The organism is Fructilactobacillus vespulae (genome assembly GCF_047324295.1).
GTDB lineage: Bacteria > Bacillota > Bacilli > Lactobacillales > Lactobacillaceae > Fructilactobacillus > Fructilactobacillus vespulae.
In genome coordinates this window covers 12,980-36,216 of record NZ_CP137139.1, presented here as the reverse complement: position 1 = coordinate 36,216, position 23,237 = coordinate 12,980, and the positions used below count along the sequence as shown (strand labels likewise).

24 protein-coding genes are annotated in these 23,237 nt (G+C 31.2%); all 24 read left to right on the top strand.

Features of this window, described 5'->3' with window-relative positions; all coding sequences use genetic code 11:
- Positions 1–6: 6 nt before the first annotated feature.
- The 24 genes from R4B61_RS07665 (at position 7) to R4B61_RS07550 (ending at position 23,199) form a co-directional block, all read left to right on the top strand.
- Positions 7–270: a hypothetical protein gene (locus R4B61_RS07665; protein ID WP_413628329.1), complete on the top strand. Its 264-nt coding sequence runs from the start codon at positions 7–9 to the stop codon at positions 268–270.
- The gene (locus R4B61_RS07660) at positions 260–592 is read left to right on the top strand and encodes a hypothetical protein (protein WP_413628328.1); all 333 of its coding nucleotides are present in this window, start codon (positions 260–262) and stop codon (positions 590–592) included. Before R4B61_RS07665 ends, R4B61_RS07660 begins: the two co-directional genes overlap by 11 nt.
- The gene (locus R4B61_RS07655; protein WP_413628360.1) at positions 585–1,013 is read left to right on the top strand and encodes a thioredoxin family protein; all 429 of its coding nucleotides are present in this window, start codon (positions 585–587) and stop codon (positions 1,011–1,013) included. The genes R4B61_RS07660 and R4B61_RS07655 overlap by 8 nt, the downstream gene beginning before the upstream one ends.
- Positions 1,014–1,030: 17 nt before the next feature.
- On the top strand, positions 1,031–1,948 hold the full coding sequence (locus R4B61_RS07650) for a hypothetical protein (protein WP_413628327.1): 918 nt from the start codon (positions 1,031–1,033) through the stop codon (positions 1,946–1,948).
- 288 nt (positions 1,949–2,236) lie between these two features.
- Positions 2,237–2,521, top strand: a complete 285-nt coding sequence (locus R4B61_RS07645; RefSeq protein ID WP_413628326.1) for a hypothetical protein — start codon at positions 2,237–2,239, stop codon at positions 2,519–2,521.
- 3 nt (positions 2,522–2,524) lie between these two features.
- Positions 2,525–2,995: a hypothetical protein gene (locus R4B61_RS07640; protein ID WP_413628325.1), complete on the top strand. Its 471-nt coding sequence runs from the start codon at positions 2,525–2,527 to the stop codon at positions 2,993–2,995.
- A gap of 14 nt (positions 2,996–3,009) precedes the next feature.
- On the top strand, positions 3,010–3,396 hold the full coding sequence (locus R4B61_RS07635; RefSeq protein WP_413628324.1) for a hypothetical protein: 387 nt from the start codon (positions 3,010–3,012) through the stop codon (positions 3,394–3,396).
- A gap of 159 nt (positions 3,397–3,555) precedes the next feature.
- Positions 3,556–4,380, top strand: coding sequence for a DNA/RNA non-specific endonuclease (locus tag R4B61_RS07630; RefSeq protein WP_413628323.1), 825 nt, complete (start codon positions 3,556–3,558; stop codon positions 4,378–4,380).
- 502 nt (positions 4,381–4,882) lie between these two features.
- Positions 4,883–4,939, top strand: a complete 57-nt coding sequence (locus R4B61_RS07625) for a putative holin-like toxin (RefSeq protein ID WP_413628359.1) — start codon at positions 4,883–4,885, stop codon at positions 4,937–4,939.
- Between the two features lie 232 nt (positions 4,940–5,171).
- Complete coding sequence (gene mobP2 / locus R4B61_RS07620; RefSeq protein ID WP_413628322.1) at positions 5,172–7,181, top strand: MobP2 family relaxase; 2,010 nt, start codon at positions 5,172–5,174, stop codon at positions 7,179–7,181.
- A 110-nt stretch (positions 7,182–7,291) separates the two neighbouring features.
- Entirely contained in the window at positions 7,292–9,712 is a 2,421-nt protein-coding gene (locus tag R4B61_RS07615) for a hypothetical protein (RefSeq protein ID WP_413628321.1), read from the top strand.
- A 116-nt stretch (positions 9,713–9,828) separates the two neighbouring features.
- Entirely contained in the window at positions 9,829–10,281 is a 453-nt protein-coding gene (locus R4B61_RS07610) for a hypothetical protein (RefSeq protein ID WP_413628320.1), read from the top strand.
- 15 nt (positions 10,282–10,296) lie between these two features.
- Positions 10,297–10,491, top strand: a complete 195-nt coding sequence (locus R4B61_RS07605; RefSeq protein ID WP_413628319.1) for a hypothetical protein — start codon at positions 10,297–10,299, stop codon at positions 10,489–10,491.
- 2 nt (positions 10,492–10,493) lie between these two features.
- Positions 10,494–12,602, top strand: coding sequence for a DNA topoisomerase (locus R4B61_RS07600; protein ID WP_413628318.1), 2,109 nt, complete (start codon positions 10,494–10,496; stop codon positions 12,600–12,602).
- A 20-nt stretch (positions 12,603–12,622) separates the two neighbouring features.
- On the top strand, positions 12,623–13,207 hold the full coding sequence (locus tag R4B61_RS07595) for a hypothetical protein (protein ID WP_413628317.1): 585 nt from the start codon (positions 12,623–12,625) through the stop codon (positions 13,205–13,207).
- Positions 13,191–15,029, top strand: coding sequence for an AAA family ATPase (locus R4B61_RS07590; protein WP_413628358.1), 1,839 nt, complete (start codon positions 13,191–13,193; stop codon positions 15,027–15,029). Before R4B61_RS07595 ends, R4B61_RS07590 begins: the two co-directional genes overlap by 17 nt.
- A 117-nt stretch (positions 15,030–15,146) precedes the next feature.
- Complete coding sequence (locus R4B61_RS07585) at positions 15,147–15,452, top strand: hypothetical protein (RefSeq protein WP_413628357.1); 306 nt, start codon at positions 15,147–15,149, stop codon at positions 15,450–15,452.
- 43 nt (positions 15,453–15,495) lie between these two features.
- Positions 15,496–17,589: a hypothetical protein gene (locus R4B61_RS07580; RefSeq protein ID WP_413628356.1), complete on the top strand. Its 2,094-nt coding sequence runs from the start codon at positions 15,496–15,498 to the stop codon at positions 17,587–17,589.
- Between the two features lie 16 nt (positions 17,590–17,605).
- On the top strand, positions 17,606–20,581 hold the full coding sequence (locus tag R4B61_RS07575; protein ID WP_413628355.1) for an LPXTG cell wall anchor domain-containing protein: 2,976 nt from the start codon (positions 17,606–17,608) through the stop codon (positions 20,579–20,581).
- A gap of 134 nt (positions 20,582–20,715) precedes the next feature.
- Entirely contained in the window at positions 20,716–21,081 is a 366-nt protein-coding gene (locus tag R4B61_RS07570) for a hypothetical protein (protein WP_413628354.1), read from the top strand.
- Positions 21,082–21,149: 68 nt separating this feature from the next.
- Positions 21,150–21,533, top strand: coding sequence for a hypothetical protein (locus R4B61_RS07565; protein ID WP_413628353.1), 384 nt, complete (start codon positions 21,150–21,152; stop codon positions 21,531–21,533).
- A 27-nt stretch (positions 21,534–21,560) separates the two neighbouring features.
- Positions 21,561–21,857, top strand: coding sequence for a hypothetical protein (locus R4B61_RS07560; protein WP_413628352.1), 297 nt, complete (start codon positions 21,561–21,563; stop codon positions 21,855–21,857).
- Positions 21,858–21,991: 134 nt separating this feature from the next.
- Positions 21,992–22,459, top strand: coding sequence for a hypothetical protein (locus tag R4B61_RS07555; protein ID WP_413628351.1), 468 nt, complete (start codon positions 21,992–21,994; stop codon positions 22,457–22,459).
- A 182-nt stretch (positions 22,460–22,641) separates the two neighbouring features.
- Positions 22,642–23,199 (top strand): recombinase family protein, encoded by a 558-nt coding sequence (locus R4B61_RS07550; protein WP_413628350.1) that lies wholly within the window; start codon positions 22,642–22,644, stop codon positions 23,197–23,199.
- Positions 23,200–23,237 lie beyond the last annotated feature (38 nt).

The window sequence follows — 23,237 nt, the reverse complement described above, 5'->3', positions numbered from 1 at the left end:
ATACACATGAAAAGATATGTTATTCAAAATCTTAAAAGCCATACTATTCTTCCAAAACCATTCAAGACAAAAGCGTTAGCGTTTCAATATTTAAATCGTAAATATCCTAGCTTATATCAAAGAGAAGATTTAAAAGGCCATTATTTAGGGGGCTTTTCTTCCCGTTTAAGAGTGTTTCCCAGCCCATTTAGGGTAATTACCTTTGAAATTGATAACGAGATAAATCAAGAGGATTTAAGACGATTGGAGGACTATCAAGATGAGTTCTAAATCAAACAACATTGATGTAAAGCTGATTAAAAAGAGTCATTTAAGTGAACGTTTAGCAGTTAGCTTTACTTCAGTTGAAGCAAAACAAAAAGCCGATTTGAAAGTTAAAGATTTGGTTTTGGTTTCTAAAAAGGGTGAAGTTAATAGTGAAATTAGAGTAGCAATGGTTGTTAGTACGACTAGTGATACTAAGGAAACCAATTGGGAATATTTTTCCGATGTTAGTAGTTGGGGAGCACCTGATTTAATGAGTTTAATTGTGAAACAGCACATTACTGAAATTGAAAATGAGTATAAAGGTGATGAAATTGAAGATGAATAAGGAAGTTAAGCAAAGTCAAAAAAGAACTCGAAAGCGAAAAATAGTAGTTGGAGTTTTGATCTCAATAGTTGGTTTAGTTACGGTGGTTGGTTTGTGGATTCATTTTAACTTCACTGCATTTGAAACTAATCCGAATGAAATAAAAACAGCGTTAAGTGATCAAAGTTTAGCCAAGCATGATGTTCAAGTTTATTTTTATCGACCAGGTTGCTCACATTGTAAACAAGTTCGTTGGCAAGTATTAGGGGAAGAAACTTTCAACGGTAATCAACAAATTAAGTACGTTAATGTAAATGTTTTGAATCCAAAAAATCAAAAATACGTTGAAAAATATGGCATTTTTAAAACGCCAACTATGGTTCATTTAGTAGATGGTCATGAACAAGAACGAAAGCAATTAGTAAATGATGAACTTAAATAAAACCCAAGGAGCTAAGTATGAAATATAAAATCAAAAAGTATTTTAGGTATTTGAAATATCATAGTTATGTAAAAAGATGGATTATTTTGGGGGTTTGGTTAAGTGGTTTTTTGATCTTAGTGACAGGAGCATTGTTTGGAAATCGAATTAGTAATGTGGCTAGTACGCCAATTAATCAAACCGTAAACTTTGAAGGTGGTAAGAATTCTTCGACTGCTAATACAGCCCTTAAGTTGGTTAAAAAAGCATATAGTCCTGATAAAAAGCGGTTGATTTTACAGTTAAAAGCAACCGGAAATAATGATGTAACCCAAAAATTATTAGCTAAGTATGTAACTTTTAAAGTGGAGACTTTAGGTAATAGTGACGGAGAAGTTAGTGTGATTCCAGTAACTGATAACGACTATATTGTTGATATTAATAATTTAGAACCGCACTTTAAAGCCTTAAGATTATGGGTTACCAATGACACTCCTATTACTGGAAGTACTGGAAAATCTCAAGGTAAAGCCAAGTTTGTGGTTAATGAAGATGAGACTTTAGGGAAAACCAAAGTACCTAATAAGACTGATAATGAACTTGCTTCTGATGTTGCGAAGGAACAAATTAAAGCAGTTCAAGATGATATTGTTACAAAACAAAATGAAATTGAAACGGCAAATAAAACCATTAAAGCTGATAAAGATCGTGAAAAAACCTTAGAAGATAACAAGAAATATGAAGTAGCTTCGCAACAAAAGAAAACTGAAGATAACTTGGCTACTTTAAGAAGTGATATTCAACAAAATGAACAAATTATTACTGATAAAAAGACGGGAATTGAAAACAATAAGAACAAAATTAAGCTCTTAGAAAAGAAGCAAAAGGCAATTGAAAACGGAACTTTCAAATTACCTCCTAAGCAACAAACTACGAAAACAAAAGCAGTTAATTAATGTTTTTGGTTCCTGAAATTTGTACTTTTGATGATTTTAGGTAGGTTGCAAATGTATAGAAAGGTGATACAAAAAGTATACAAAAGCGATAGAGAATGTATAGAAAAGTGATACAAACAGGCAATCGCAGTAACCTTTAGGAAACGTTGGTACTACCAACTTAGCTCGGCACGAGGTAACTGTTTCCCTTATGCTCTTTAAAAAAAGCACTTAAAATCCCTTGAGCTTCAAAATTGGATAATTTAAATCCAATTTATCAGTTTATTTTAGAAAGGTTTTGATTTTTTTATGTCCGCTTTAGAAGCAATTATTGTTAAACGAATTCCAAAAGAAACGAAGCAAAGATTGAAAATTATTGCGCAGGAGAATGGTTATCCTAATTTAAGTAGTTTTCTTCGTAGTCAGTTAAAAATGATTGCTCAAATTGGTAAACCAATTGAAAAGAGTGATCCAATTCAACTGCAATTAAACGAAATTAATCGTCGCTTAGATAATGTAAATTTAGCGTTAAATAAAAACAATCAAATTTATGCTGAAGATAAAAACATTTTAAAAGATAAGTTAGGGGAGTAGAAGATGAGTAACGCATACCCAGTGAGATTGAATTCAGTTAATGAAAAACGATTTGAAGAAATTAAAAATAAGCTGCAAGCCGAAAATCTATTAAGTAGAAATTCAACCAACGAAGTTTTTAATTTTATTGTGCGTGAGTTTTCACTTTTATTTTTAGGTGAAGATAAAAAAAGTGTCGTTAAACAAGAATTAGCTTATCTCAGTTTTAAAAGTGAACAAGCACAAAAAAATAGTTCTCAAAATGTTAATCGAGAACTATTGAATAAGGTTAAATTTATTGATGAAAATTTAGAAATTGCTTTGTATATTTTGTTAGCTTTGAATTATGGAACTAATCAAACGGAGTTTCCGGAAGAAACTTTTAAATCAATTATGAGTGATGGTAATGATTTTAGTTCAATTTTTGATAAAGCAAAAAAATCGGTTGAACGAGATAAAATCAAAGCACATAAGTTAAAACGAAATTATGAATGAAGGAGGTTAACTTGATGAACGAAGAACTTTTAAAAGTAGTTAGAAAGTTAGATGATTTTGATTGTGCTGAACATCATTGGTATGAAGAAATTGGGACTTATAACGAAACTAAAAAAAGATGGGAAACAGATTCTTCAGATACAAAGATAGATGAAAGTGATTTAAATCGAATTAAAGCCGAGAGAAAGTTATATCTAAAATTAATCAAATTAAGAAAAATTGATTTAACTTCTAATGGTAGTGAAGATAAAGAAAAAATCTATTTAATGGCAATGAAATTGGAAAAAAATGATTTTACGATCAGAGAAATTTGTCGAGAATTAGGAATTAAGAAAAATTTCTTGAGAGAGAACCGAAAGGAATATCGAAAATTTAAAGAGAGGTTTGTTAAAGGAATTTAAAAATGACTGAAAATAGGATAAGCAAAAGAGAAATAGTAAAGAATCAGACTATCTTTAACAAGTACGATTTTCCAATAATAATTGTATTTATCTTCATTTTGATTGTTTTAGGAATATTTGTTTTTGCTTGTCTGTATTAATAAAAAATGGGAGGATTTTATGAATAAAAAAGTAAAAGCTATTTTGACAGTGTTTTTAATTGGTTTAATGACTTTAGTCAGTGGTTGTTCGGAAAGACAATTGAACAAAGTTAGTCATCATCATTATTCAAACTATCAAAGTGAAAAAGTAAAAACTAAAAGTACAAAAGAAACACCATCTCAACAGTTAGCTGAATCAGTTTTAACTTCTGATATTAAGCAACAATTGGGAAATAATATTAAGTACAATGGTCATGGTGCCTTCATAATTGACGATAATAAATCATCGTTAAATGCTGATCGTAATGTAGCACCTTATGCTGTTAATGAGATTGATAAATTAGGTAGACCTATTCAAGGCGATGCGTTTATTAATAAAACCTCAAGACAATATCGTAATCGAAATGAAACTGGAAACGGAATTACAAATTGGAAGCCTCAGGGATTTAAACAAGTTAAATTGAGTGGAGCTTATTCACATTTATATGATCGTGGTCATTTGTTGGGTTATGCCAATGTGGGAAATGTTAGAGGTTTTAATGCATCAGAAGCTAATGAAAAAAATATTGCGACCCAAACTGCTTGGGCTAACGAAGCTAGAGATGAAAATTCAACTGGGCAAAACTATTTTGAAAATATAGTACGTAAAGCACAGGATCAAAATAAGACGCTTGCTTATCGAGTTAATGATTTATACGAAGGAAATAATTTAGTTCCATCGGGTGCATTAATTCAAGCAAAATCAACTGATGGTTCGGTTAATTTCAAAGTTTTTGTCCCAAATGTTCAAGCAGGAATCAAAATAAATTATCAAAACGGTAGTTCTGAAAAGAGTAATAACTAATTAAAAATGCTATGAAAGGTCGTTTTTTTTTAAAAAGAAAATTTTTATATAAAATGAGGGATGACGTTAATGATGCTGAAATTTTTAAATGATTTTTGCTCAATTTTTTTCAACGTACTTTGGTTTAGTTTTCTTATTTATGTGGCATATAATACTTTTTTTAAAAAGATGTAACTATAAAGAAACATTAAATTGTTGGAGTTGGATATTAATAACTTAAATAAATAAAAAATAGCACCTACTAATTTAGTAGGTGCTATTTTTAAGCCCATATGCATTACATAAGTGTGTTGTTGAATTTCTTCAACATTCTCAATTTAAACTAGTTAGTGAGAATAATCAATAAAATCAAGCATTTCACTTTCTTTGATTTGTTATACTGTATTTAGTGAGAAGTTTTAATGGGCGGTGGCTTCTTAATTCTCTTAAGAGGTGATTTCTATGAGAATGGAAAATAAGCCAAGGAGTTAAAGCCATCAGTGTTTTTGAAGCACTTTCGTTGATGTTTATGTTTGGCATGTTTATCTTAGCATTGCTAACCTACATTAATAAAAAGTAACAAAAAAACCACCCCAGATAATAACTTTGGCGAGTTATGGGATAGTTTTATAGTCATGTAACTTAGCCACCGCCTTTTAAGCGGCTCCTAATTGAGACCTGTTCGAGCAGGTCTCTTTTTTTTAATTATATATCAAGAGATTAGATTAGTCACTTTTCAACTGCATAAAATTATGAAAAATAGACTACTTTTTATAATTAAAGCTAGGATTTTTATGAATAGGAGTTTTAATTTGAAAAGTAAATCGATTGAAAAAAATGCAGCTAATGTAATTGTAAGTAGTGCCTTTAAAACAGCAAGTTCAATGGCTAGTTCAGGCAAGAGTTTTGGTGGATTTGTTGATTATACTGAGCGTGAAGAAGCAGTTGAATTGGATTTAAAAAAAGTAATTGATCCTGAAGCTAAGTATCAAGATTTTGGCGGTTATGTCGGATATATGGATCGTGATTCGGCTACTACTATTGATGAAAAAGGAAGAAATCTAACTAGTACTTTTGACGATAATCAAGACCATTTAAGTTTAGATGATGTTGATAAATTAAAAGATAATTTAAAAGAAGCGCAAGCTAATAATTCTAATATTTATGCACACGTAGTTTCATTTTCAACTAAATTTTTAAAAGATAATGGTATTTATGACGATAAAACCAACCAGTTAGATCAAAAAGCTCTACGAGAAATTATTAGGGGTTCTATGAATGATTTTATTCAGGCAACCCCGTTAAAGAATCCAATTTGGTGGGGAGCAGTGCATGTTAATACAGATCATGTCCATGTCCACATTGGAATGACTGAAGTTCGTCCCACTACTAAAGAAGTTACAGTAGGAGACCATAAAGAATTTAGAGGTAAATTACCTGAATTTTCGTTTAATGTCTTGAAAAAGAATGTGGTTAGAAGAACTTTACAAAGAGGGCGGAATCCTGAGTTAAAAAAGACTAAGTCATTAGAAAAAGATCTTAGCTTTTTAAGACAAAAAACAGTTAAAAGTATTGATAGCAATAAATTTAATTTGCAACAGTTGATGTTAGCACTACCACGAAATAAAAAGCTTTGGCGTTATGGTAGTAATGCTAAAGAGATGAAACAAGCAAAACAGATTTTAAAAAGAATTATCAATGATTTTAAAAATCAAAGTGATGATTATAAAAAATGGTTAAAAGACACCAATTCATTAATGAAAATCTCTACGAAGAACTACGGAAAAAATGATGGGTTAATTAATCGAATAGCTGATCTTGATGAACGTTTAGGTAATCAGATTTTGAAATTTTGTAAAGATGCTGATAACAGTGATTTACAGCTTTCAGTTGAGAATTTAACAAAAGATTTTTCCAAGGAAGCAATCGATAATAATCAACAAATTATAAAAAATATCAGTGAACAATTGAGAGAGTTAAAACAAGATAATGTTACTGATAATTTAGTTAAAATAAATGAGCTTGATAAAGAATTGAGTGCTCGTAAAATTGCTTTAAAGCAGCAAAATGCAAAGCATAAGATTGCAGATTTTAAAGATAAAATTGCAAATATTCAAAAAATTAGTAAAGAGGATTTAGGTACTGCTGATAAAAATATGTTTAATAAATTATCTGATATGGCAGTTAAAGGATTAGAAGAACAAATAGAATTAAATGAATTGAAACAACAACCACCATTTAAGCTAAGTGAAACTGAACAAGAGAGATTAAAAACGTTAGAAAATCGTTATGTTGATGCAGTTAATATTCCAATTGATAAAGTTAATGAGCAAATGATTAAAGAATTGGAACATAAAGCCCACCAATTACCAAATTTGAGAAATATTGCTAAAACAAAAGAGTTTCAAGCATTAAAAAAAGATTATCCAGAGCTAGATATTCGTGAAAACGAGAGAAATATTTTGATATTGCAGTTAAAATATAAGATTAAACAAAATAAAGCCAGTGGAAAGGATAATTTGAAGAATTATCGTAAAATAAAAAAATTGACTGGTGTTGGCAATGCAAACAAAAATGGCTTTGGTGATATTCAATACCGAAGAAATATTGGTAAAAACTACAATAAGAATTCAAGAGTATTTAAGAACGTCAAGATTCAAGCACAAAAGGCTACCAATAAGTTGAAACAAACGATTAAGGAAGCTACTCAGGACGTTGGAAGAGAATTACAAAATATCTCACAACGCCAAAGAAAAGAAAAAGAAGCTATGAATCGTATGCTAGATGAAAACCGTCGAGATGATCAAGAAAGAACTAGATAAAGAAGCTAGACATTAATTTGTCTAGCTTTTTTTGTGATTGCATAAATAATCCTATTTCTAAGCTACTTAGTAAGTTATCTGTATCAAAGAGAAAGGAATAGGAAGTAAATATGGCAGAACTTATTGATCCTGAAATTTGGAAAGAGACAATCAAACATTCATTTGAATTGAAAAGTCAGGGCATTGATAGCTTGCTATTAAAAAATCGAGGAACGTTTGCCCACTTAATGCATTTCAATATGGGGTTGTCATTATTTGAAAATGGTTTTGGAGCCAGTAATCCTGATGACTTAAAACTAGTTAAAAGTTTATTTGAAGATCAACCCAAAGGGTATGGAAATGAAATTGAAAATGGTTGGAAAACGGCCAATCAGATTAATGATTTTCAATATTTTCAAAACCTACAATATATTGAGCAAAACAGTATTCCCATGATTGATCAGATTGAAATAAGTGATCAAGCAAAAGAACGTTTAATGATGGGGTCTTTAAGTACTTTAAATGAAAAACAGATGATTATTGATAAACATCCAGAAGTTTTTAAAAAAGAGTTCTATGAACCTTTTTTAAATGAAATTATGACGGAAGAAGAGTCTGTAGGTTTTGGAAACAAGTTACAAGGATTTTTAAGAGAAAACTTAAAGGGCCAAAAATCACAATTATTGTGGGGAGTGTCAGAAAAGCAGCAACAAGCTAAAGAGAAACAAGTTTTGATGGAAGTTGATGGAGAATTCCGCATGAAAGAATTAGAAAAACAAGCTGAAATCAAAAAATCAGTTAGTTTAGCAGATCAAATTGATGCTTCTTATAAAAATATTGATGGTTTTCAAGATTTAACTTTGAAATTTAATGACTTAAATCATGATGATAATTTAAGCCCCAGTGAGCAATTTGATGCTTTGTTAGATAAATCTGCTGAATATGATGCAGTTCACAGCACTACTTTTTACCAGTTTGCTGAAGATAGTATGCACGATAGTCAAGTTGAAACAGTAGAAGAAGCAATGGATCGAGCAGATGGTCAAGGGATTGATGATTTTGATTATCAATCGTTAATAGATCAAGGGGTTAAATACATTAATACCAATGATAATCACCCAGTTCAACAAAATGATTTTGAAAGAACAATTGAAACTTTCAATGACAATTCTAGATTTGAATTTAAAGATGAAATCAAAGATCGATTGAATAAATATGCAATTTTTGAGTCGGAAGTTTTTGAAAAATATGCAGCAGAAAAACATTTGAGTTTAACCAAAGATGGTTATCAAAAAGAAAATCAGGCTTTAAATGAAAAAGATTTTGGCAAGATTATTAAGGACTTAGATAATCGAATTAAGCAAACAGAGTTGAAAAATAAGGAGAAAGTTATGAATGATAAAGATATAACCTTAAAAATCAATGTTTTAAAACGAGAAGATGAAGAGCTATTTAAAAAGTTCATTAAAGAAAATGATATTTGGCAACAAGATGGAAAATATAAAACGCATTCTGGCAGTAAAAATGAAGTTATTAATTTAACTGAAAGCGATTATGATGCGTTTGTAAAAGAGTGGGATCAAGAAAAACAATGGAAAGCTGAAGAAGAGGGAAAAGCAAATAAGAAGAATTTAAAAAAAGAAAAAGAGGTTCCTGGGGAAGTTCATAACTGGGTAGATCCTGATTTGAATTTAGAAGAAGCAGGGCTTTCATTTTTAAAGCAGAATCAAGAAATGACTGCGGAAGAAATAACCAAGCAAGCTCAAAAAAATGAAGTTATTGATCGTATGAATAAAATTGGAGTACAGGAGCTTGATAAGTCATTTGCAACTAATGAATCTTTTGAACAACATGTAACTGAACATGGGGATCTTTATAGTAAATATAATGCAACTAATGCCTTGGCAATATCAGGTCAGATTGAATCAAAGAAAGCTAAAAATCCAAAAATTAGTGGTGATTCATTAAGTATTGGTGATCGAAAGAGTTGGAGTGATAAAGGACTATACCCTAAAAACTCAGATTCAATTGCTTATGGATTTACACCTAATCGAGAAGGAAAAATTGAAAATAATCCTGTTATGGGTGAAGTTAAGATTAGGCCATTGTTTACCAGTGATTCATTTATTAAGTATGGAAAAACGGAAAAGAATAAGAGTAAACTGGCTAATTTCAAATATGAACAAACAAAACCAGGTTTTGGTATGACGGTTAGTGATCGAGAGAAAGCTGCTAATAAAGCAATTAGTAAGATTAATGCTGACGAAAAAAATTCAATGGTAAAAGCGGTAACCAAATTTGTGGTTAGAAAAGAATTGGGATTAGACAAAGGCTTAAAGTTTAAGTTGCCTGCCAATAGCGAGATAAAATCAATCGTAAATCCAGGACAAAGAATGCAAATGTTAGATCAAATTCATAACAGTGTTAAACGTGCCATGGGAATTGTTAAAGTTGATCTTTATAATCGAAAACACAGTTTAGAAAAAGATAAAGGTAAAAATAAAGGTATAAGTAATGGTTTAAAAATTAAAAATTCTAGTATTAAAAGATAAATCGGACTAAAAGACCTTTCACAGGTCTTTTTTAATTGCATAAATAATCCCTAAAAAAAATCAGTATTTAGAATTAAGCTACCAAAAATCTTTTTAAAGTTAAGGAGAAAAATATTATGAATAAATTAGAAATTAAAGCATATTATTATCATCTTTTAATAGAAAAACACAAGTTGATGTGTCTTATTTTTGATTATTGTGGAAATCACATTAAAAAAATTGATTTTGATTCACAAAAACATGTCCTTATTGAAGATGCAATTGATGATTTATATAAAAAAGCTAAGGATTATTTGGGATTATTATTTGCTGATGATGTTATTAAGATTTGCCTTTTTGAAGATGTAATTGTTTCTAATAATAAAATATTAAACAAAATTAAACGCGTTTTATTTAATAAAAATGATTTTTTTGCAAAAGCAAATATAGATGGGAAATTAAGAATTGTAGTTAATAAAGATGCTGAAGAATTTTTATTTAAAAATTATCTTGCAAATAATCCACTTGTTTCCGTACCTTGGGATATTTCTAAAGAAATCAATGAGTTAGAAAAGAACTTAAATATTTAATTAAGGAGAAATAATATGTCGAAAACAAAAAATATTGATATTAGTAGTGAAGAAAAAAGATTTGAAGAAGCCAAGAAACGTTTAGAAGAGCAACGCCAAAAATTATCGGAACATATTGGTGAAGCAATGATTAATCGATTTCATTTTAAATCAACTAGAGAATTTGAAAGTTGGCTAAAAAATTATCAAGCTGAGAAGGTAGGGTATTAGAAATGACATTAGTGGTGCTAACCGAAAAGGGTGAACAGTTAAAACCATTTGCGTTAGCTAATGATCCTAATGCAAAAAAAATTAGTGCAAGTAAGTGGACTGCTCATTCTAATATTTTGAACGATGATTTAGTTTTTGTTTGTGCTTCAGGTCATTTATTTTCATTGGATAATCCTGATGATTATGACTCCAAGTACGAAAAATGGAACTTAAGTGATTTGCCGATTATGATTGATAATTTCAATTATCACTTGAGTAGTGGTAGAAATACTAAGTTCTTCAAGCAAATTAAAGATGAAGTTAAAAAAGCTGAAGGGGTTATTTTAGCAACCGATCCTGATCAAGAGGGGGAATTAATTGGCCGTTTAATTTTAGAAAAAATTCCTAACGGTTTACAAAAGTTAAAGTATCGACTTTGGAATAGTTCAATGACCATTGGAGCCTCAAAAAAGGCATTTGAAAATTTGCTAGATCCCAAAAAACACGAATTATTAAAAGTTTCTGGTGAAAGTCGGCAGTTTGCTGACTGGTTAGTTGGTATGAATCTAACTAGAATGGCTACGATAAATTTACAAAGTAAGGGATATCGAGGGGTCTTTTCTGTTGGAAGAGTACAAACACCTGCTTTAGCAATTGTTGTAGCTAATGATGAAGCTATTGCTAATTTCAAACCGCAAGATTATTACCAATTGGAAGCAAGAACTCAAGTTGAAGGTGCAGAGTTTAATCTGATTAATGCTAAAAAGTACCTAGATCAAGGCGAAGCCAACGATAATTTAAATGGGGTTGTTTCAGGAACCTTAGTCAGAAGTAATTATTTAGATATCGTAAAAATTGAAAAATCACATCATAAGGTTACGGCTCCTAAGTTATTTGTTTTATCAGATGTACAAGGAAAAGCAGCTAAAGAATATGGTTTTAGTGCCGACAAGGTGATGAACTTAATTGAATCTATGTATTTGCATGGATTTACCTCATATACTCGTCCAGATTCTCACTTTATAAATCTTGATGAATTTAATTTGATTAAAGAACATGTAAGTGAGTACCAAGAATTAATTGATTTTAAGTTTGAACCCGTATTTTTAGAACCTCGTAAGGCATTTGTAAAAGATGCAGAAAAAATTGGTGGGCATTCAGCTTTAGAACCAACCGAAAAATTACCGAAAAGAGCTGATCTATCAGAAGATGAATGGAAAATTTATAAGCTGATCGTTGAGCGGGTTTTACTAATGTTTGCACCTGATTTTGAATATGATGAAACTAAAATCATTGCTAAAGATAACAATGGTAATGAGTTTCATAGAACAGGAAGATTAGTTACTAGTGAAGGTTGGCGAGCCTTAACTAACAATGTACCGAAAGGCAATGAAGTCCCTAAACTAAATGAGGGAGATCGCCTTCCTGCTGATTTTGGTTTGTTGAAGAAAACAACGACAGTTCCTAAACGAATTACTGAATCAACTTTAATTGGAACAATTTTACCTAAGTACAATTTAGGAACTCAAGCAACCAGAGCGGGAATTATTAAAGAGTTAAAAGAAACACGGAAATATATCAAAATTAATCGAAAAAAAGAGGTCTTTCCTACTGATCAAGGTCGATTAATTTATCAATTTATGAAAGAAACCATTTTTACTAAGCCGTTGATGACTGCTGAATGGGATAAGGAATTAGTCGATATTTCTAAAGGTAAAGAAAGTGGGATCCAGTTCTTATCGGTAATTAAAAAAACAATTATTGATACTTTGAATGAGTATCAAACAACTCAACCAAACTTAACAATTGCACCACCTGAGAAATCAGAGAGCAAAGTAGAAGAAACTGAAAACCAAATTTTATGTCCAAGATGTAAGAAAGGTTATTTAGAAAAAGTAAGCGGGATCAGTGCTAAAAAACAAAAATATATTTTTTATCGCTGTGATAGCAAAATTTGTAAATTTCGTATTCGTGGCATGTTTAGTGGTAAAGAATTAAGCGAGAAAACGATTGAAGAAATTGTTACCGATAAGGTCAGTGGTGTTCTAACTTTTACCAATAAAAAAGGCGAAACCTACAAGGCTAGATTTAAGCTAAAAAATTCAGAATTGGAACCTGAATTTATTAAATAAGAGAAAGGAGTCATTGTAAGATGAAAATTATTCACTATAATGTTTGGAATGAGCCAAACGATAATCCCAATGTGATTGATGATGATGATATTTTGTATATCAGGGCAACCATTAGGGTTGATACAGGCGACGAATTTAACATTCATTTAAATTCAAAAGAATCACCTGAACTAGCTAAAAAATATTTAGGAATGATTAATGAACAGTGTTTTTTACCTAGATTAGATATTTTAGGGTACAAATTGTCTGAAGATGGTAAAGCGGTTGATAAAATAACGCAAATAGATTCCTATCGACCTAGCACAATCGAAAAAAGTCCCGAAGCAGTGTTTGAAGAGATTGATAAAAAGTACGGGAATAATTCTGAATATCAAGAAGTTAAACCTGATATTAAATACGGTAATGTAGAACTAGAACATACTACTTTTGATACAGGCGATTTTTCAGTTCAAGCTAAAGGAGCTGCTAAGCCAGTTAAAAGGAAACAAGTGGTTTTAGATGATGACAATCAAAGCAAAAGTGAGCCTAATAAGTCTAGTAATGATGGGTTTCTACCTGAAGATGAATTAAATGATGGTGGTGATGAGTATGGCAATGGATTCTAATTTACTCTCGCAATACTCAACTGATTTAACCGAATTAGTAGCAAAGAATCCTGACAAGTACAAAACGATTGGAAGAGATAGTCAGATTGATTTGATTATTGATACCTTAAGTCGAAAAAGTAAAAATAATCCCTTATTGATTGCAGAAGCAGGGGTTGGTAAGACTAATACGGTTGAAGGTTTTGCCAAAAAGATTATTGATGAGGAAGTTCCTGAGGAATTTATTAATCGAAAAATTAGAATTATAGAGTTAGCCGATTTAATGAATGATGATCATTTTATTGGATTGTTTCAACAGCTAATCAATGAAGCTAAACAAACTGATGATATTTTATTTATTGATGAAATCCATCAAATTGTTGGGGCAGGAAGCCCTGATAAGAAAAGTCAGGCTTTAGATGTGGGAAATACTTTAAAACCAGCTTTAGCTCGTGGTGAAATTAATTTAATTGGGGCTACGACCATTAAAGAATTTCATGATTATTTAGAAGATGATGAAGCCTTAACGAGAAGGTTTCAAATCATAAAACTACCTGAACCAACTCAAGCAGAGTCAGTTGAAATCTTACAAGGTTTAAAACATTCATATGAAAAATTTCACCAAGTTCAAATCACTGATGATGCGATTAAATCAGCAGTTGCTTTTGGGATTAGGTATATTCCAACTCGATATTTACCTGATAAAGCAATTGATTTATTAGATGAGGCTTGTGCCTATCAAAAGAACCATAGTAGTTCTAAATTAGTTGATCAAAAAAGTATTGCTGAAACTTTGAAACGAGACACAGGGATTCCAATTAATTCAATTCTTGAATCGAAAAAGAATCGTTTAGATAAGTTAAATCTGATTTTACATAAACATGTAAAAGGACAGGATGAAGCCTTAAATACGGTAGAAGGAGCAGTGGCAATTTCTTATGTAGGGTTGCAAGATCCAAAACGGCCATTAGCTAATTTTTTGTTTTTGGGAACCCCAGGAACGGGGAAAACAGAAACTGCTAAAGCACTTGCGGAAGCAATGTTTGATACTGAAGATAATATTATTAGAATTGATATGTCTGAATATGCAGATAAAAATGCCGCCATTAGATTAAAAGGAACTGAAACTAGTGCAGGAGTTTTAACCGAATCTGTTCGGCATAATCCATATTCAATAGTTTTACTTGATGAAATTGAAAAAGGAGACCGATCAGTTCATGATTTGTTACTACAAATTTTAGATGAGGGAATGATGCATGATGTTTATGGTCGCCCCGTTTCCTTTAGAAACACAATTATTATCATGACTACCAACTTAGCAGGAGATCTAATTGATGATCAATATAACTATGGTAGGGAAGTTAATGCCGAAAATAAATCTTACATGAAACGGCAATTTGCTAAAGCGGTTGAAGAAACATTAAAGTTTGATTTTCGACCAGAATTAGTTAATCGAATTGAAAACAAAGTAGTTTTTAAGATGTTAGATGAAAAAGTTGTCCGTACAATTGCAAGCAATAATTTGAAAAAGCTTAGTCAAGAAATTAAAGTGAAAACGGGATTTCGTTTTGTTTATGATAGTCGTTTAGTGGATTATCTAGCTTTAATTGGGTTTGATGTAAAGAACGGGGCACGCCCAATTGCACAGAGAATGAAAAAAGAAATCACGCAAAAAATTGCTAAGTTCGTTTTTAAATTAAGAAACAGTGATAATAATATCAAGACGTTAAAAGTGGAAGTTAAAGGTGAGTTTCCCAATAAGGAATATGATGAATTTGGCAATATTAAAGCTAACCTGTTTGGTAGTCTTAAATTAGAATTTATTGGTTTAGTTGAAGAATAAAAGAAATCAAGAGTTTTCCAATTTGTGGAAAGCTTTTTTTTATGGGAATGCATAAATGCACTGGCTGTTTTATCACTATTTAAAATTAGGTAATTCAAAAATTAGGAGGAAATTCAGATGAATTATTTAGATATGATAAAAGGCGCTACTTTACCTAAAGTTTCAAACATGTTTATTGCAGGAGATGCGGTTAGCGGGACGACAGCATTACTTAATAGACTTGCAACTGCAGGACAAATTGTTGGTTTTGCAGGGGGAATTTTAATGCTAGTTGGTTGTTTTGGAATTATGCAATGGGCAGGAGAATCACTTCGGGCAAAAGTTAAAACTCATTTAGTTTGGGTAATTATTGGAATTGTTGGTCTATTTGCTGCAGGTGCTTTAGCAACCTTCTTCAAAGCATATTCACAAGGAAGTTTTTAATTAGAAAAGTAAAAACATTTTTAAAAATACAAAGGAGATACACATGAGCAACATGAGCATTTTTAAATCTAAGTACAAGTTTCCTGATGATGAAGTGATTGTTAAGGTTACCTTGTCTCGGGATTATGAACCAAATAAAAATCCAGCCATTAAAGAAATAATCGAGCAAATTGATTCAACTGAAACTTTAAATTTACCTAAAATAGGAGAAACTTATCCAAGATTAAACCTAGCTCAAGCGCAGACTTTGTTTATGTCAATCAAGCAATTATTTGCCGTTGGTAGAAACCTTGATGTAACGGTTGAAAAGATGGCATTTCAACAAAGAAATGAAAAGAAAAAATGGCAAGATTACCTAGAAATTGATAATTTCTCCATTGATTTAGATTATTTAAACTTAACTGTTCCAGTCGTTAAACAATTTTTCACTGCAGAAAGATTTGAAAATGTCCCTTATGATGATAAGGAAAAAGCAGCGGAAGATTTTTTGAAGGAGTATTCCAAGCAAACCAACTGTAAAGCAGGAGATTTAGCAATTATTCCAACTGAAGCTCAGTTCAATGATGAAGATTTTGGCAGAATTAATCCATTAGTAAATGAAAGAATTGAAGAACAAGAAAGAACTGAACAGCAAAGAAGACAAACAGAATTAGCCAAACAAAGGCAAGTTGAAGAACAAAGAAAGGCAGAAGCAGAGCGACAAAGAAAATCTCAACTTCAAACTAGTCAAGGTAGTGCAACAAATAATCCTAAGGTTACAACTGTTTCTGAACAAACATTTGGAAGTCGGAGTCGTTTAAATGCAGGTCAACAAGCCAGTCAAAGTAATGATGGAGTTCAGGTTGTAAATGATGGTCATATCTTTGCACCGCAATTTGAAATTAAGGAATATCCGCAAAGTGCGGCTAATCCATCAGATGATAATTACGTTGCGTTTATGCTTAACGAAAAGAAAAAGGAAAGCAATGAGTATTTAAGAAAAGTAGCAGAGATTCTTAACTTATCGACTGACAAAGATCTAAGTAAGCAAATTACCTTAGGAAGAAATGAGATTGAAAAGAAGGTTAATGCTTATCAAGAAGATAACGTTAATAAAACGGTCATTCAAGGAATCAAAGATGACATCAGTAGTCGTCTTAATGATGAGAAGGAACGTGAACGGGTCGGTAAAGTTAATGAAATCGAACAAGTTAAAAAGCAAGCAATTTTAGAAGCAGAAAAAATCTATAAAGCAGCTAAAGAAAAAGCAGAAACAACAGCTGAAAATAGCACTACTAAGTTAGATGAAGAATTAGTCAACAAATATACTGATCGAGCTAATGTTGAAGTTAAGCATGAGATTGATGAGTTGAACCAAAAAACAGAAGCTCAGATTAATAAGATAATTGCGGCCGAAGTAAGAACCTTAAATAGTAATTTAAGTGGGGAAGCTTTAACAATTCAGGAAAAGAATACTGAAAAGTTAAATGAAAGTTATAAGAAGTTTTCTAGTCTATTTGCTGAATATACTAATACTTTTGAACAACAACATTCAAACGCAGTTCGCAAACAAGCTGATTTAAAGAATTCTCAATACAAATTAGATGAAGCCAAAAATAATCAAGAAAAACTAGTTGATTATAAAAATCAATTTGAAAAGGAACATGAGAATAATTTGTTTAATCAACGAAAGGTTAACGAACTACAAGAGAAAATCAATAGTTTAGTTGCTGACTTAAAGGATAAAGATTTTGAGTTAACGCAAAAAAAGGAAAAGAAAGATGAGTTTAGTGATTTCTACAAAGTTTTAGCATTGCAAAATCAGGCTCAAAACAATAATAACCATCAAGCTACTAGCCATTTAGCGGAAAAGAAAGGTAGTGGAGTTAAGTGGTTAGTTGGTGGATTAGTAGTTCTTTTAGTGGGTACTAGTGCTGGATTAGGAACGATGATTTATCAACAAAATAATCAAAAGGTTAATAGTTTAGTGAGAGAGAACAAACAAATTAATCAAAAGCTCAACGAAACTAATAAAAAGTCTAGTGCTCAAGATAAATTAAAAGAAAAGAATAATGAATTGCAAAAGCAAATTGATCAACAAAAAGAAATGAATAAGTTATTAGAAAGTTCAATTACTAAAGGTCAAGACAACAAATAGAAAGGTGATTTTTTTTATGAAAGCAAATGGGAACTACAAGCCTGGTTTAAATCTTAATGCTTTGACTACTGAAGTTGTAAATCACAAGAAGATGTATAAAAGTAAAGGTGCATGGGTAGTAGCGAGTGCATTTTTATTCTTTGGAACATTAGGTGCAGTTGGAGCAGGAGCCAATGATACTACACCAGTAGTTGCACAAACGGCACAACAAACTCCAACTAATTCAGTAACTACGCCAACGCAATCTGTAGTTGTAAACTCAACAGCTTCAGCAGTATCAGTACAAGCACAAGCAACTAGTCAATCTCAAACAAGTGCTCCTACATCAGCAAGTTCTACGTCTACAACTGAAGGTGCAACAAGCACTGCTACTACTAAGACTAACCAACAACGAGAAACAGAAGCGCAAAATGACGTTCCAAATAACTCATGGACAAGTCCAGTTGATGTTCAAGCAAATCAAACGGTAAATCAAGCAGTTAAAGAAGCCAAACCAGTGATTAATGCAGCAGGCGGTAAAATCACTCAAGGTGCTCCGTTAGATAGCACTAAAATGACACCTGATGAACAAAATAAATCGGTAAAAGATCAAACAGACAACATTAGTCAGGTTGCAACTGGAGATTCAGTTATTAAGGACAGTGTCGATTCAGTCGGAAAAGATACCCCTGTTAAGGGTGATTCAATTAATATGACTGGTAAGAGCAAGTCCGAAATAATCAAAGAAGCTTCTAAACAAGCGGTAGGTCTTGGTTCAACTGATGCCGAACGAGAAACGATTAATAAAGCGATTGCCACTGCTCAAGATATTCAAAAAGCAGGCGGGGATATCAAGAAAATCAAATTTGATGACAGTAAGCGTACGACAGCAGAAGCTAGTTCAGCTACCGCAAGAGATACGATGAAAATTGAAGCTGTCAATTTTGCAGATCGTCAACTGGTTAAAGAAATTGATCAAGCACGAAAAATCATGGAAAAGCACGGTGGAAAGATTAATCAATCCACCGCTATCGATGCTACTAACATGTCTGATGATGATTTAAAGAATAATCTAGATCAGCAAATTCAAAAAATTAAATACACGGCTTCAAGTGATGAACAACTAAATGCTTTAGCAGAATTAAAGAGTGCGACAGGTGCTTTGGCTGCTAAGTTGACTGAAACTACTGATGGTTCTAAGATGAGTGCTTCTGATCAAGCAAAATATGTACAAGAAGTAGCAAATAGAGTACATATGGTTTTAGATGCCAATCAAAAGTTGAAAGATTTAAGTGATTCATTAAAGAATGAAGGTGGATCAGTAACCATCAATGATCCAATCGAAGTTACCAAGCAAGATCAAATTAAAGCAACTAGTGATTTGGAAAAACAAATTGCAATCCAAAAAGAAAAAGTAGCTTTAAAGAACAAGACTGCTGAAGGTCAAAAGACAATTGCAGGACAAATTCAACAAGCTAAAGACAAAGGATTGAATCCAGTTGATGATGGTACAGTCGAAGTAAAGGCAACAGGCGATGTTGATAATGTTGTAAATCAAAATCAAAGCAATATTGATGCCGTTAAAAATGAAATTGACAAAATCAATCAAGCGGTTGATTCTGCACCAAAGAACATTGACTATAATGGTGGTCGAGATGGCTATACTCAATCAGGTCATTGGCAAGCCTTAAATTCTAATAACAACAATAGTAACTTTTTAGGTAAAGATATTAAGATTAGTGTAGTTAGTCCAGATGGAAAAAACATTGGTAATAACCAAGTTATGATTGCTTCACCAAATCTTGATAATTCTCATTTAATTACATCAATTATATGGGATAAGCAAAATCCTGAAGTTGTTAACGGAAGAATAACTAGTGATCACGCTGATCCTAATCATTATGGTTATAAAGATTCCACTAAGACTTTACAAGTTGCAGCAGGAACTCAATTAAAGTTTGCTAATGCGGTTCATTTAGCAGATGGATCTACTCGTGATTTATATGTAACGTTTGATGGTGTTAGTGATCAAAACGATGTTGATTACGGTAAGAACGTTGATGTTTATAACGAAAATGGTCAAATTAACTCTTATGTAAGTGGGACTCATTCTAAAAACAAAGTTGACAATCGCATGACTTTCAGTGTAGGAGCTCCCTTAGGACAAAATAAAGAAAATTATTTGTTTATTTCTACAATTACTGATATTGATTTAGGACAAACTGCTGATACAGATGACAATACAACGGTAATTGCTGTCGGTGGTGGGTTGAAATCATTAAATGGTGATGGAAATACTCGTTACATTAAAGCTGATATTAATCTTGGTGGATTAGATAGCAATGGATATGGAATTGATCGTGATGAAAATGCGTTAAATGATGCTGATTCATATCCAGATGGAACTATCATTGCAGCTCACTATGGTACATCATGGACAGTTGGGGTGGTTAATGATCCAGCTTCACCATCTTTAGGGGTTGCTCAAGGAATGTTTGGTCAATCAGGAAAAGTCAATGCTAAGTTGATCAATACCAATGTTAAATTGAAGAACGTTGATTACAAATATACTCCAGAGCATATGAATATTACTCCATATCAAACCCCAGTAAGTGTATTATCAACTAACTATCACCCATATTCAGCACAAGTTGAAGATCATTACTACACTTACCACCCAATGGACATTGACTACTACAGATACATGAGAGAACCAGAGGCTCCTAAGCCAGTAGAAACACCTAAAAAAGAAGAAGCTCCAAAAGAAACTCCAAAAGCTCCTGAAACACCAAAAGCACAAGAACAAGTACAAGTTACACCAACTCCAGTAACACCTGCTGAAGCGGTAAGGCAAGCAGTGCAACAAGATTCACCTAAACCTGCGGAAAAACAAGCAACCTTACCTCAAACAGGAGATAGTAACAATATTGGTTTAGAAATTGCAGGAGCAGTAACTGTGGCACTAACAACGATTGGATTGTTAGGTGGAGCAAAACGTAGAAAGAGAGCTTAAAATTTATTCATAACTAATTATGAAAAAAGACTATCGTTAGATAGTCTTTTTGTTTTTAATTAATCGAACATATGTTCTTATTTATGATATTATAATTGTATCTTTGGATAATTAATTTTTTTAGGAGAATAAAAATGGACGATTATAAATTTGATATGAAGTTAGTAGAACAATTTTTTAAATATGATTATCATGATCGAGGAATGGTTAAGTGGCAAGGTTTTTTTCTTTCAGACCATACAAATGAATTAAAAAAGCAAAATATCCAAAACAATAGAAAAGTTGTACTAAAGCAGCAACAGGATACTACAACAATAAAAAATAAGTTATACGATGCGTACAAAAGAGGCATTAAAGTTGTTATTCAAATGAATGAGGTTGATACGGGATTAAATCCTATTGAACATGATGGAATGATATCTAATTTAGATGATAATTATTTATATATTAATAATAAACAAAAAATTTTTATTAATGATGTCAGAGCTGTATTACTTTAAGTTTCAATAAAATAACTAAATTTGCGATATAATTATGTATATACGACTAAGGTAAAGGAGATATGCGTATGGCGTTTAATACAGGAATTGTGAAATCTGATGGAAAGATTTTAGAATGGGAAAATCATTCAGTTCCACTTTCTAAAATACAAGATGTTCCTTTGATAACCACTCAAGAAAATCATAATTGGTTTTTGTTAGTTTTAATTTTCATTTTAATTCTTGCATTTTATAACGTTTTTGAATTTGATTTTTGGGTTTTTATTTTTCTTTTTTTAATTGAAGCCTTCTTTTTTTGGTGGTGGCATTCGAGTAGAAAGCCTAACTATTCATTAAAAATACTAACAGGTTCCATTGAACCATTATATATTCATTTTTATCATGATAAGAAGTTGGCTGAAGAAACGAAAGAAAAAATTAAAATGGATATTAATGATTTGGAAAATAAATAATTGAATAAAAAGTACTAATTTTAAATTATGGAGGAAAATGTGATACCATTCAAGAATTATGAAGAAGTTAATAATGATTTAAAAAAAACAATTAATGGATTCACAGAACGACTTAAAAAAAATGATAAGTTAGAAAGATATGAATTACTAGCACTTTTATTAAAGAATATGGAAGATATTTATACTAGCGTAACATTAAACGAAAAATTACCAATCTTTGTAAGAGAACTAAATGTGAGACCAATCTTTGAAGCATATGTTTATATAAAATTTTTAACAGAAAATAAAGATGAATATCAAATGAAAAAAATGCATATAGATTAATCGGAGAAAAAACATATAATAAGAAACATATTAACAGTATTTCTTATCGTGAGAATGATGACGTAAATAGTAAAAGAAAAGCTATATTTGCTAGAGAATTTTCCGATAGCTTAGGGTTAAGTTATCAGGAACTTTTGGAAGAAAAAGAAAATATAAATCAAGAAGTAAGAAATTTTATAACTGAAAATAAATTAAATGTTAAAGCAAGGGAATTTAATGATTTTTATAATGTTCAAAATACGAAATATAAAGATAAAAATGGAGTAAAAAAATTAGGTTTCATTTCTGATTTTAGTAAATTAGCAGACCATTGTGGTGAAAAAGGTAATTATAAAATTTTGATGCATAACACCTCTATGTTTATACATCCAGAATTTGTCAATTACATATATGAAGTTAGTGATGGAAAACTTATTAATAAAGAAATTTATAATGATGCACCAGATCCGAAAGAAATTGGATTTCATTTCATAATAGAATCTTTAAACAAGGTGATAGAATTTTGTAATGAAAAAAGTTATATTCCACATTCTTCTAGAGCAAAATTTAGTAAGTTAGAAAATACAATGATTCAAGAAATGAATACAAGATATTCTAAATAATATAATGAATATTAATTGAAGTAAAAAAGATTTCACGTTAATTTGTGGAATCTTTTATTTTTTTTAAAATTAATAATTACTACATGTGCAACAAACTTATAAGTATTTTACACACGAGCAAAACGTTGGTATAATAACATTATTGGTATGCAAATAAAATATGCAAATAAGAAGGTGTTGAATTGTCAATTTTTGGTTATGCAAGGGTCTCTACTGCTGGTCAATCTTTATCTGAACAAAAGGAAAAAATAAAAACAGCCGGAGCAGAAAAAATATTCAGTGAAAAATTTACAGGAACAACTACTGATCGTCCTGAATTTGAAAAAATGTTAAATGTAATAAAACCTAATGATCATTTAATCGTTTCTAAACTTGATAGATTTGCTCGTAATACTAAAGAAGCATTAGAAGTAATCGATATCCTATTACATAAAGATGTTGTCATTCAGGTTTTAAATTTAGGAACGATTGATAATAATCCCATGGGTCGTATGATAGTAAGAACACTTTTATCAGTTGCTGAAATGGAACGTGATATGATAATTGAGCGAACCCAAGCAGGAAAGCAGTTTGCTAAGTTACATAATCCTAATTATCGAGAAGGCAGACCTAAAAGAAAAAAAGATGCTCGTAACAGTGCTATTTATGAATACACAAGGACCCATACTGGAAGAGAAACAGCTGAGGCATTTGATATTTCATTAAGGACAGTTCAGTATATAAAAAAGTTGTTTAAATAACCTAATATTAGGTAAAAAATTTGATAAGGAGAAATATT

What these genes read in the sequence shown, in the direction of transcription:
- R4B61_RS07575 (WP_413628355.1), top strand. Translation starts at nt 17,606, where the DNA reads ATGAAAGCAAATGGGAACTACAAGCCTGGTTTAAATCTTAATGCTTTG.
- R4B61_RS07635 (WP_413628324.1), top strand. Translation starts at nt 3,010, where the DNA reads ATGAACGAAGAACTTTTAAAAGTAGTTAGAAAGTTAGATGATTTTGAT.
- R4B61_RS07615 (WP_413628321.1), top strand. Translation starts at nt 7,292, where the DNA reads ATGGCAGAACTTATTGATCCTGAAATTTGGAAAGAGACAATCAAACAT.
- R4B61_RS07600 (WP_413628318.1), top strand. Translation starts at nt 10,494, where the DNA reads ATGACATTAGTGGTGCTAACCGAAAAGGGTGAACAGTTAAAACCATTT.
- R4B61_RS07630 (WP_413628323.1), top strand. Translation starts at nt 3,556, where the DNA reads ATGAATAAAAAAGTAAAAGCTATTTTGACAGTGTTTTTAATTGGTTTA.
- R4B61_RS07565 (WP_413628353.1), top strand. Translation starts at nt 21,150, where the DNA reads ATGGCGTTTAATACAGGAATTGTGAAATCTGATGGAAAGATTTTAGAA.
- R4B61_RS07560 (WP_413628352.1), top strand. Translation starts at nt 21,561, where the DNA reads ATGGAGGAAAATGTGATACCATTCAAGAATTATGAAGAAGTTAATAAT.
- R4B61_RS07640 (WP_413628325.1), top strand. Translation starts at nt 2,525, where the DNA reads ATGAGTAACGCATACCCAGTGAGATTGAATTCAGTTAATGAAAAACGA.
- R4B61_RS07595 (WP_413628317.1), top strand. Translation starts at nt 12,623, where the DNA reads ATGAAAATTATTCACTATAATGTTTGGAATGAGCCAAACGATAATCCC.
- R4B61_RS07605 (WP_413628319.1), top strand. Translation starts at nt 10,297, where the DNA reads ATGTCGAAAACAAAAAATATTGATATTAGTAGTGAAGAAAAAAGATTT.
- R4B61_RS07590 (WP_413628358.1), top strand. Translation starts at nt 13,191, where the DNA reads ATGGCAATGGATTCTAATTTACTCTCGCAATACTCAACTGATTTAACC.
- R4B61_RS07570 (WP_413628354.1), top strand. Translation starts at nt 20,716, where the DNA reads ATGGACGATTATAAATTTGATATGAAGTTAGTAGAACAATTTTTTAAA.
- R4B61_RS07645 (WP_413628326.1), top strand. Translation starts at nt 2,237, where the DNA reads ATGTCCGCTTTAGAAGCAATTATTGTTAAACGAATTCCAAAAGAAACG.
- R4B61_RS07665 (WP_413628329.1), top strand. Translation starts at nt 7, where the DNA reads ATGAAAAGATATGTTATTCAAAATCTTAAAAGCCATACTATTCTTCCA.
- R4B61_RS07585 (WP_413628357.1), top strand. Translation starts at nt 15,147, where the DNA reads ATGAATTATTTAGATATGATAAAAGGCGCTACTTTACCTAAAGTTTCA.
- R4B61_RS07610 (WP_413628320.1), top strand. Translation starts at nt 9,829, where the DNA reads ATGAATAAATTAGAAATTAAAGCATATTATTATCATCTTTTAATAGAA.
- R4B61_RS07655 (WP_413628360.1), top strand. Translation starts at nt 585, where the DNA reads ATGAATAAGGAAGTTAAGCAAAGTCAAAAAAGAACTCGAAAGCGAAAA.
- R4B61_RS07660 (WP_413628328.1), top strand. Translation starts at nt 260, where the DNA reads ATGAGTTCTAAATCAAACAACATTGATGTAAAGCTGATTAAAAAGAGT.
- R4B61_RS07580 (WP_413628356.1), top strand. Translation starts at nt 15,496, where the DNA reads ATGAGCAACATGAGCATTTTTAAATCTAAGTACAAGTTTCCTGATGAT.
- R4B61_RS07650 (WP_413628327.1), top strand. Translation starts at nt 1,031, where the DNA reads ATGAAATATAAAATCAAAAAGTATTTTAGGTATTTGAAATATCATAGT.